The 10857-nt window shown below is 49.8% G+C and carries 11 protein-coding genes; 10 read left to right on the top strand and 1 reads right to left on the bottom strand.

Annotated elements, in window-relative coordinates; genetic code table 11:
• Positions 1–34: 34 nt before the first annotated feature.
• Complete coding sequence (gene ahcY / locus A8707_RS19890) at positions 35–1312, bottom strand: adenosylhomocysteinase (protein WP_068818953.1); 1278 nt, start codon at positions 1310–1312, stop codon at positions 35–37.
• An 879-nt stretch (positions 1313–2191) separates the two neighbouring features.
• Here ahcY and A8707_RS19895 point away from each other — a divergent pair.
• The 10 genes from A8707_RS19895 to A8707_RS19935 all read left to right on the top strand — a co-directional run bounded on the left by A8707_RS19895 (position 2192) and on the right by A8707_RS19935 (position 10776).
• A complete protein-coding gene (locus A8707_RS19895; protein ID WP_231948219.1) occupies positions 2192–2545 on the top strand; it encodes a hypothetical protein in 354 nt (117 codons plus the stop codon).
• A gap of 94 nt (positions 2546–2639) precedes the next feature.
• Complete coding sequence (locus tag A8707_RS30315) at positions 2640–2765, top strand: hypothetical protein (protein ID WP_269452745.1); 126 nt, start codon at positions 2640–2642, stop codon at positions 2763–2765.
• Positions 2766–2826: 61 nt separating this feature from the next.
• A complete protein-coding gene (locus tag A8707_RS29865) occupies positions 2827–3015 on the top strand; it encodes a hypothetical protein (protein WP_231948220.1) in 189 nt (62 codons plus the stop codon).
• 328 nt (positions 3016–3343) lie between these two features.
• Entirely contained in the window at positions 3344–3721 is a 378-nt protein-coding gene (locus A8707_RS19905) for a helix-turn-helix domain-containing protein (protein ID WP_068818955.1), read from the top strand.
• A 32-nt stretch (positions 3722–3753) separates the two neighbouring features.
• Positions 3754–4131: a hypothetical protein gene (locus tag A8707_RS19910; protein ID WP_068818956.1), complete on the top strand. Its 378-nt coding sequence runs from the start codon at positions 3754–3756 to the stop codon at positions 4129–4131.
• Positions 4132–4258: 127 nt separating this feature from the next.
• Complete coding sequence (locus A8707_RS19915) at positions 4259–5113, top strand: hypothetical protein (protein WP_068818957.1); 855 nt, start codon at positions 4259–4261, stop codon at positions 5111–5113.
• Between the two features lie 105 nt (positions 5114–5218).
• A complete protein-coding gene (locus A8707_RS19920) occupies positions 5219–6151 on the top strand; it encodes a glycosyltransferase family 2 protein (protein ID WP_068818958.1) in 933 nt (310 codons plus the stop codon).
• 169 nt (positions 6152–6320) lie between these two features.
• Entirely contained in the window at positions 6321–7817 is a 1497-nt protein-coding gene (locus A8707_RS19925) for a type IV pilus twitching motility protein PilT (protein ID WP_068818959.1), read from the top strand.
• A 512-nt stretch (positions 7818–8329) separates the two neighbouring features.
• Positions 8330–9937, top strand: a complete 1608-nt coding sequence (locus A8707_RS19930) for an NAD(P)H-quinone oxidoreductase subunit 4 (RefSeq protein WP_269452746.1) — start codon at positions 8330–8332, stop codon at positions 9935–9937.
• 212 nt (positions 9938–10149) lie between these two features.
• Complete coding sequence (locus tag A8707_RS19935) at positions 10150–10776, top strand: hypothetical protein (RefSeq protein WP_068818960.1); 627 nt, start codon at positions 10150–10152, stop codon at positions 10774–10776.
• Positions 10777–10857 lie beyond the last annotated feature (81 nt).

Consider the following 10857-nt stretch of genomic DNA (forward strand, 5'->3'; position numbering starts at 1 on the left):
GAATTCGGGGGTCTGAATTACTCGACGACTAGCATTAGGTGCCAGAAGTCCAAGAGTTGACGTACTGGATTTGATCGGCGTTAAGAGCGTCGATCGTGAAGCCCATCGCTTGCAGCTTCAGCCGCGCAATCTCTTGATCCGCCTCTACCGGAATCGAGTAGACACCGGGTTCGAGCTTGCCTTTGTTTTTGACCAGATACTCAGCGCCCATCGCCTGGTTTGCAAAGCTCATGTCCATCACCGCGCTGGGGTGCCCTTCAGCCGCCGCCAAGTTGACGAGACGACCTTCACCCAAGACGATCACAGATTTGCCGCTCTTAAGCTTGTATTCTTCTGTGAATGTGCGAACAGTCTTAACTTCATTAGCGCGTCCCTTCAGCGCTTCTAGATCGATTTCGATGTCGAAGTGACCAGAGTTGCAGACGATCGCGCCATCTTTCATCGAGTCGAAGTGTTCGCCGCGAATCACGCCTTTGTTTCCGGTGACGGTGACGAAGATATCGCCGCGCTTTGCCGCTTCATCCATCGGCATAACCTGGAAGCCATCCATCACTGCTTCGATCGCGGCGACAGGATTGATTTCGGTGACAATCACGTTTGCACCCATGCCGCGCGCGCGCATCGCCGTTCCTTTGCCGCACCAGCCATAGCCAGCGACGACAATAGTTTTGCCCGCCAACAGAATATTAGTTGCCCGGATAATCCCATCTAAAGTCGATTGACCCGTACCGTAGCGATTGTCGAAGAAGTGCTTAGTTTCAGCATCGTTGACGTTGATTGCTGGGAAAGTCAACGCACCGTCTCTGAGCATCGCGCGCAACCGCACAATTCCAGTGGTGGTTTCTTCGGTGGTGCCAATCAGGTCAGCGAGTTGATGTTTGCGCTGCTGAACCAGGGTTGCAACCACGTCGCAGCCGTCGTCAATGATGATGTTGGGGCGATGATCCAACGCGATTTGAACGTGGCGATGATAAGTGTCGTTATCTTCGCCCTTGACCGCGTAGACGGGAATTCCATAGTCAGCGACCAAACTTGCAGCCACATCATCTTGAGTCGAGAGCGGGTTGCTGGCAATCAGAATGGCATCCGCTCCGCCTGCTTTGAGGGCGATCGCCAAATGAGCCGTTTCAGTCGTTACGTGGCAGCAAGCAGAAATCTTGATGCCCGCAAATGGCTGTTCTTTGGCGAAGCGATCGCGGATTTGAGCCAGCACAGGCATTTCGCGCCCAGCCCACTCAATGCGCTGTTTGCCCATGGGCGCAAGTGCCAAATCTTTGACTTCGTACTTCAACCGAACGGGAGTTGCAGTCATGAACGTGTTTCCTCAGAATAGGTCAATAGTGAACCGAGAGGAGTCAGGAACTCCTCTAAAAAAGTGCTTGTAATCTTCAGACCAATCCCACCCAAGATCAAACAGTTTTCATTCCTGCAGAGGCTTCTGTTACCAATCCAACTGTGATGAACCGAGGGGTAGCCGCGAAAGAACTCGCCGCTCTGGACTCTCTGCAAAGAACGATCGCTTTCAATCTGGCTAATCCTTATGAAAGCTGTTCTTACTGAAAGAGTGAGTCTTTAATCTTAGGTTTACCGAGTTTTTGCCATTAAGTCAAGTCAAGCTTGGGAGATTGGCTGAGAGATTGACTCGCACTTCACCAATATTATGCCTTCTTCACCCATCGGTTAATCTCACGCAATTAAGTACAAATTTACTGTAATAAGTTAGAGATTTAGGAGTCAGGGTTCTTCGATCGAGCCAATGGCGATCGTCCTTCAAAATAGCTATACTTGTAGTGGGTATAAACTACGATAGAAGTCGGTCGTTTACCCTTCAAAACTCAGAAATTAACCTTTAATACCCACGATGCAAATGGTCGTTTTTTCTCCATTGGCAAAGGGCAGGTTGGACAGTATCTTCCCCTCAGAGTTTTAATAGTTAGAACTCCGTTTCAAAAGGCTGTAAAGCGTAGGGAGACTTGCTATTTTGATTTCGAGAAATTGAGTCAAGCTCAGAACTTGGCACGTTCTGATTGCTCTTTGTCAATTGCGATCGGGTCAGGTGCTTACTCAGTTCCCCTACGAAATTAAGCTCTCTGGAGTCTCAGGTGTCGCTAAGGTTCTCGCCTATTGGGATCTCGGCTAGATCGAAAGCAATCTTCTGCGCTTGACAAGACTCATTCTCCTAAAAAGCGCGATGTTCAAATGTCGCGGCTCCTCAGTTGCAGTCGTCGTGAAATTCCACTACAATAGTACAAACGATTCAAGTTCTCGCCCCATGACGAAACACTACATTCTGCACCTCGACCCCGCCGCCAAATATGAGTGGGATCGCTGCTCTCTCCGCGACCCAATTACCGCCGATCGACCCATCTTTGCTGACCTGATTGCCCAAGCCGTCGGTGAGCAACCCGGCTCTTATTTAGTTGCCGTTAAAATCGAGGTCAATGTGTTAGAGCAAGCGGCTCCTCACTCTCAGTCAGATCCCATTCAGGCACACGAGTTGCCGACTCGAACTGCCCTTCCCCAACTGCAAGAACTTGCCGCTTAAGAGTTGCTTGCCTCATGTCTCGTCGTTCGTAGCCTCAGTCTGAGGTGACTGATTTGGCTACTGACCACCCACCGTCTTCGAGGAACGTTCAGATATGAAACTTCGTTTAGGTCAATATCCCGCCGCGATCGCTCAAGCTGCCCAGCACGTCAATGAGCTAGAGCAAAACATCGCCGAAATTCGTCAGCATCTGGCTCGGCTCGTAAGGCAATGCCGATAGGGTCGTCGCCTTTGAAACTGCCCTCAAAAACGACAACCAGCGCAAAGCTCGCCGCTTTGAAGTGCTGCAAGTCAACCAAGAATATTCTCGCGCGATCGACGCTCTCAACCGCGCCGCCACCGAAAAAGCCAATGCCCTGGCTCACCTTGAGCATTTGCGAAATGAGTTTAGCGTCGCCAAGCTAGAAACCCGACTGACGATCGCCCAACAGCTTACAGGTCTAGAGTCTCGCGAACTCGTTGGGCTATAGTGATCCACGATTAAATCATTCAAAGCAGTAGAGCAAATCAGTTCTACTGCTTTTTTATAGGGCAGACTTCAGACATTAAACTTCTTGCAGAAGTCCGCAGATGCCCTCATCCCCCAACCCCTTCTCCCAAGCTTGAGAGAAGGGGAGCCAGATTTCAAAGTCCCTCTCCCAAATGTGGGAGAGGGATTTAGGGTGAGGGCAGGGACTTTTGCAAGAGGTCCATTGAAGTGACTCATGAAACCTGCTAAAAAAATGACCTTCGCCCAGAGTGAAGGTCACTTAATGGGTTCGAGTTTTTGATAAGAGACTGACAGAAATAGGCGCATTTATGCAAGAACAAATGGTGGATGTGATTCGGGAGTTGATGAAAACGCAGGGCATGAGCATTCGCAAAATCTCTGCCGAAATCGCGAGAGAGCATGGGGGAAGTGCTTTGGGCTACACCCAACAAATCAGTCGCCTCCTAAATGATCCGTCTTACGATCCAAATTTCTCGACTGTTGAGAAGATTTTGACCGCTCTCAAATGTTCTCTGTGGCAAACGAATCAAACCACTGATCTTAAGATTGTAGAAACCCGACTGGATCAATTAAGCGGCGACCTTGCAGACGTGAAATCGACGATCGCGGATTTTTGCCTCGCTCTAGAAGAAATGAGCGATCGATTAAATCTGCCTAATCAACCTCCACCAACTGAGCGGGAATGATAGAATTTTCTCTAGTCGGTATACAAAGCTTCATGAGAATCCTTATTACGCCCCAAGAGCTTGAGCAATTTCGAGCAGACCTGACTAATCACCCCGCCGCTTTAGATGCCCTGAGAGTCATCGAAGACTGTGACGGCGACTTAGAAGACGCGGCGATTGCGCTTGCCATTCGGTCAGGGCAAGAACCTGACATCAACGATCGCTGGCTCGAAGGGTTAGCAAAACGCTGGAGACATATTCTCTGTCAGGCTGACTTAAAAGAAAACCTCGAAGATGGGCTATCTGGGGCAGTTGTGGATGCGATCGCGGCAGACACCGAGATTCCCTCTAAGCTAGTGACACCCGTTGCCATCTATATCCTAAAGACTGGAGTTCAAGATTTTTGTCAGCCCCTAGAAGAAAAGCTGTAAAATTCAATCGAGACATCACAAAATAGTTGCCTTCTGCGATTTCGCCGTTACAATAAACCGCTACACAGGGCAAACATTTTGAGATGCGATGACGTGCATCTGACTTTTGTAAGTGGTGTGAGGCATTATGAAAAGAGAACTGAGACGGATTGAAGAGACCCTGCACCAAATCGATCGTAAAGTACCTGCGTTAACGACCACGGGCGATAGTCTGGTTGGCTCTACCTCCCCTGCTGCAACGATCAAATCAGTGTCTTTTGATTTGCGACCCAAGACCGCAAAAGTCAGTTCTCCACCTGTCATTACTTCGCCTCAGCCTGCGACGGTCGCACCCGATCACATCAAACGCCTCTCTCCATCGGTCGAATCGACTCCAGCTTTAGAACCATGGGTAAAAGCGTTTGTTCAGCCCTTTTTGGTCGAAGAGATTGGGGCAAAAATCCCGAATCTGCCCAAACTCAAAGCACCTAGTTTCAGCAGTCACCGAAACGGGGCAAACCCAGCTCTAGCAACCAACCTGCTGAGTGAAATTCAAGCGATGGTCGAAGGCTGGCAAGCTGAATTGCACAAAATCTTGCAGCAGATTCAAGACTTGTATTTAGAAGGACCGATCGTCGATGGTTGGCTAGAATCTCACTCCCGTGAACCAGAGGTTGACTCATCAGTGTTGCGCCATGCAGAAGTCGATCGCTTGATGGACTATGTAGAAGAAATCTGCTCAACCCAAGATCAGCCAATCGCCTGTGAGTCGCCTCGCACGGGCTATCGGCTCTGCGGTCTTGATCCCGATGGGCAGCTTTGGTCTTATCCTTGCCCCTCTGAGCAGGTCGCCAGTCTCAGCCTTGCGATCGCCCGCTACCAAAAACTCCGCCAACTTCTAGGACGCAAACAAGACTTAGAAACGCGTCTTAATCATCTCGCACAAACGCTGGTCGTCATGCACAGCCACCTCAAAGAACAGGTGTCAAGCAGCGCATCCTAAACTTTATCTCAACTTTACCCAGAATTTTACGGATCTTGATTGTGCCTTGATGTGTTGTGATGTAAACAAGAGACAAGAGGAGAATCCTTTCTTGGGAACTAAACTATGCCTGACCTTCGGGTGTCTGCCATCATTTGCACCCACAATCGAGATCATTATTTGGGAGCGGCGATCGACAGCCTACTCTCCCAAACGTTTGCCGATTTTGAAGTCGTGGTAGTAGACAATGCCTCCAGCGATCGCACCCGTCAAGTCGTAGAAGCCCGGTTAAGCGACTCCCGCTTGGGCTATGTTTATGAGTCAGTGACGGGGCTGTCGATTGCCCGCAACACGGGAGCCAACGCCGCTAAGAGTGGCATCATCGCTTACTTAGATGATGACGCGATCGCCAGTCCTGACTGGTTGCAAACCCTGTGGAACGCTTACCAAGCCAATGAAAAACTTGCGATCGCAGGCGGCAAAGTCACCTTGATTTGGGAGGATGAAACTACGGCTCCGTCCTGGCTCTCAGAGGGGTTAGCCGGAAATCTAGGAGCTTATGACTTAGGCAAGTCTGTTCTTTATATCGATCGCCCCGGACTCACTCCTAGAGGCTTAAACTACTCCGTTCGTCGAACTTTTCTAGAGCAGATTGGCGGATTTGACCCAAATCTAGGTCGCGTCGGAAAAAACCTGCTCTCTAACGAAGAACTTCACATGACAAACCTAGCGCTGCAGACCGGATGGCAAGTTGCCTATTTGCCCGATGCCCTCGTCGCTCATCACGTTTCGCCCGATCGAGTCAGGCGAGGCTGGTTCTTAAGTCGTGGCTGGTGGCAGGGCATCAGCGAGTGCTATCGAGAACAAATTGCGGGCGAGGCAGGGTTTGGGCAATTTCAACGAGGCGGAGAACGGCTGCTGCGCGGACTCTATAAATCAGTCAAATTTGCAGCCGATCCGGCTCAGTGTTTTGAAAATTTAGTCTACAGCTATGGTCAAATTGCCTATTTAAGTAAAGTAACTCAAGGGTTGATCTCTTCAGCTGCCTTGACTCGATAGTTAAAAAACGATATTTAGCAGATTCCAGCAATCTTCTCGATTAAAATCTACACAACTCCCTCTAAGCTTGGTCGGTCTTCCCTGAGTGTGTCTGCAATCAACGTCTCAGTTTTTCACTGGTTTGCATTTCTCGGCTAAAATTCTCTACCCACTCTTGACGCGATTTGCTATGACTGCGATTCAGGTTTCTACTAATCCTGCGCCCCAGGCAGCTAACTCAGTTCGGTTGCTGATTCAGGACGCTTATAACCAAGGTGCCACTGCTCTCTATATGCAGATTGGTCGCACCCCGTTTTATCGCGTTCACGGAAAGCTGATCTCGCAAGACCATTTGCCGATTCTCACGCCCGATCGCTTCAGTCACTATGTGCAAGAGGTGCTGAATCCTGAGCAACTCAAACATTACCGCGAAGCCCAAAAGCTCGATACGAATGCTCAAATTCCAGGCTTTATGCAAGCGCGAGTCAACTGCGGTCCGACGACGCAGGGGGTACAGGCGATGAGCCTAAGCTCGATCGTGCTAGACCTCCCCAGTGAGCTAGAGCGGCAGGGCACGATTCGGGCAATGGTTGATGATGGCTGTAAAAAAGGGGCTTCTGATATTCACCTGCAAGTCGGTGAGGTGCCGCGCTATCGCATCCAGGGGCATATTCGGCTTCAAGAGCAATATGGAACGCTGACACCCCAGCAGTTCGAGGAGTTTTTAGGAGAAGTCTTATCGGCAGAGCAGATAGAGCAGTTTCGCAAACGCCAAGAGTTAGACACTGCCATCTTTTATAAAGGATTGGTGCGCTGTCGAGTCAACTGTGCTCAATCGATCATGGGTGGCGTGATGGTGCTGCGATTAATCTCTCTAGAGGTGCCGACGATCGCCAAAATGGGGCTTCCTGATGTCTTGACCAAATTGGTAGAAGAGCGGCAAGGTTTGATATTGGTGACCGGACCGGTCAACTCTGGCAAGTCTACGACTTTGGCGGCGATGCTGCGTCACGTCAACGATTCGCTGTCGCGTAAGATTGTGACGATCGAAGACCCGATCGAATATGTTCACACCTCGAATCAGTGTCTAATTACACAGCGAGAAGTCGGACTGCACACGCAGGAATTTAAAGAGGCACTGCGAGCAGCCCTGCGGCAAGACCCAGACATTATTTTGATCGGGGAGATGCGCGATCGGGAAACCGTCGATACCGCAATTCGAGCTGCTCTCACAGGGCATCTAGTCCTCGGCACCCTCCACACTAAAGGAACGGTGAATGCTGTTAAGCGATTGCTCAATTTCTACTCGCCTGAAGAACAGGATATTGTCCGACTGCAAATCGTGGAAGGATTGCGGGCAGTCATTGGTCAGGCACTGGTGCCAACGGTAAAAGGAGGACGAATTGCCGCTCTAGAAATCATGCTCAACACGGACACCATCCGCGACTACCTGCAAAAAGGCAGCATTGACGAAATCTATCAACTGATGGAAGAGGGCAAAGACGGCTCTCAAACGCTCAATCAGGCGCTTTTTGACCTTTATGAAAGCGGGATGGTCAGCCAGAGTGATGCTGTGTCAGTTGCGCTCAACCCAGAAGATCTCAGCTACATGATGAAGAACTACACTCGTCGCTCTAGTCGCTCTGGTTTGATGACGACTGAATATTTCAATAAACCTCCGACTTGAGAAAACAAGTTCCCCTCAAAGTTTTGCACAGAAGTAAAGGAAGTACAAAGTTTGTGCCTCCTTTTTTTGTCGGCTTACTAAAAAGTTTCGGAACACTCACCAAGGCTGAATTTCGTCCAATTATTAAGATTCTGGTCGTTATATTTTTTTACAACTAGGATGTTACGAAGTGTTGAGAGGTCAGTGTAGCCATTGCTCGAAATCAAGAATGTGATGCTGCTCGTTTTTGAAACCTATAGTCAGAGCCTTCTTGGGCATCTCCGATCTCACCTTTCTCAAAAGTTAAGATATTCTGTTGCCAAAGTTTACTTAACTTAATAAAGTGAGGTAAGATGACCCGGTAAGTACAAATTCTCATTCACTCAGCTCTCCTGCCTTCCTGACATCACTCCGCAAGTGGGTTCGTTACTCTTCAACCTCTTCCTTGTGATCAATGGGCTTCTCAACAGGTCTGGTGCAGGTGCGTTACATCAAACAGAACCCTCTCCCTTCATCCCTACACTTTTGTTCTCATGATGAGTACTCAATTTCCTTGGTTAACGACCATCATCTTGTTGCCCCTGGCAGCCTCTCTCTTTATTCCGGTCATTCCTGACAAGCAAGGCAAAACGGTTCGTTGGTATGCTCTTAGCGTCGGTCTGGCTGACCTTGTGCTGATGGTTTACGCCTTCTGGAAGCACTACGATTTTCAGAATCCTGGCTTCCAACTCGCTGAAAGCTATGCCTGGATGCCTCAAATTGCGATCAACTGGTCACTGGCGATCGATGGCATCTCAATGCCCCTCGTCGTCCTCACGGGGTTGGTGACGACTCTCTCCATTCTGGCAGGCTGGAAAGTCACCGAAAAACCACGCCTGTTCTACTTTCTAATGCTGGTAATGTACAGCGCTCAAATCGGCGTATTCTGCGCCCAGGATATGATTCAGTTCTTCCTGATGTGGGAAATTGAACTGGTTCCTGTGTACATTTTGATCGCGATTTGGGGCGGACCCAAGCGTCTGTATGCGGCAACTAAATTTATTCTCTACACCGCGATCAGCTCTATTTTTATCTTGGTTGCTGCTTTAGCAATGGCTTTTTCTGGGGACCATGTGACCTTCAACATGACCGAGCTAGGGCTAAAAGAGTATTCACTGACGTTTGAATTGCTGGCATACGCTGGGCTTCTAATTGCCTTTGGGGTCAAGCTGCCGATTTTCCCCTTTCACACCTGGCTACCCGATGCTCACGGCGAGGCATCTGCTCCCGTCTCGATGATTTTGGCAGGCGTTCTGCTCAAGATGGGTGGCTACGCGCTGATTCGCATGAACATGGAGATGCTGCCCAACGCTCACGTCTTTTTCGCCCCGGTGCTGGCTATCTTGGGGATCGTCAATATCGTCTACGGAGCGCTGGCTTCGTTCGCTCAACGTAATCTAAAGCGACGCATGGCTTACTCCTCGATTTCGCACATGGGGTTTGTGATTTTGGGTCTTGCCTCGTTTACTGAGATTGGCACGAGTGGCGCAGTGCTTCAGATGGTGTCTCACGGACTGATTGCGGCGGCGCTGTTTTTCTTGGCAGGAGTCACCTACGATCGGACTCACACGCTCGACCTTGACGAACTAGGCGGTTTGGCGAAGAAGATGCCGATGGTGTTTGCTCTGTTTACCGTTGGGTCGATGGCATCGCTAGCACTGCCCGGAATGAGCGGCTTTGTTGGAGAGCTGGCAGTGTTTCTCGGATTTACGACGAGCGATGCCTACAATCCGACTTTCAAAGCTGTGGTCGTGTTGTTGTCAGCAGTGGGTCTGATTGTGACTCCGATCTATCTGCTGTCGATGCTGCGTGAAGTGTTTTATGGTCAGGAAGGAAAGGCAGTCGCTGGAGAATTTCTTCTGGATGCAAAGCCTCGCGAATCGTTTATTGCAGCGTGTTTGCTCGTGCCGATTATCGCGATCGGCTTATATCCAAAGCTGATTACTCAGACCTATGATGTCAAGACCGTTCAAATCGCCGCTCACGTTCGGAACTCGATTCCACTTGTGGCTGGCAAATCTCCAGACGATCTTGCTCACTTCTCGGTTGCTCCAAACCTCTCAATCTCTTCACCGAGTAGGTTATTGGGTATTGTGAAGTAATTCTCCACCCATTTTTAGTAGAAAAGTTGGAACCAGTCTGCTGCCTAGAAAAGTGCCGGACTGGTTTTTCGTTGTGGCATTTCAATTAAAAGATGATTTCGGGAATTTGACTGAGATTACTGTAGAAGTCATCATTGAATGGGTGCGACCTCTACTTGATTTAGTAGGTCAAGCATGATATCACTGAGTGAGGCAACCAAGAGGTGGTGAGTATGAGCGCTCAATTGCTGAGTCAAGAAGGGACGCAAGTCAGGATAGAAGTGACGATAGACCTGAGTCATTCGCTGCTGACCAGTGAAGAAGCGATTCAGGAAAGCCTCAACGAGGCGGGTCGTATTGCCACTACAGCCGCTCTTGAGTATCTGGACACCGACGGTTCAGCCATTGAGATTGCCGGAGAGGTGATGCGAACCAAAGGCAAGCAGCCCAAAGCGTATCAAACGCCCTACGGAGAAGTCGTGATTGAACGCCATGTCTATCAGCGCTCTGGAGGCGGGAAAACGGATTGTCCGCTAGAGCGAGCGTCTCGCATCATCATCACCTCCACGCCTCTGTTTGCGAAACAAGTGTCCTCGAAACTGGCGTATAGTTCCGCCCGAGACGTGCAGCGAGACTTGGCTGAGAATCATCAACGCCCGGTCGCCGTGTCCTACATCCAGCGTCTCAGTGAAGCGGTGGCCACGATCATTGAGGTGAAAGAAGAAAGTTGGGACTATGTGCCCCCTCAACTAGACGCTGAAATTGCCAGTGTTGCCATTGGCTTAGATGGCACCTGTATGCTGTTGTGCGACACCGGATGGAGAGAAGCCATGGTCGGCACTGCCCATCAGTCTGTATGACGCGTTTGGAGACCGACAACACACCATTTATATGGGAGCCACCCCCGAATATGGCAAGGCGACGTTTCTGGAACGGCTAGA

Origin of the sequence: Phormidesmis priestleyi BC1401 (assembly GCF_001650195.1) — a bacterium.
In the GTDB taxonomy this organism is placed as follows: Bacteria; Cyanobacteriota; Cyanobacteriia; order Leptolyngbyales; family Leptolyngbyaceae; genus Phormidesmis_A; species Phormidesmis_A priestleyi_B.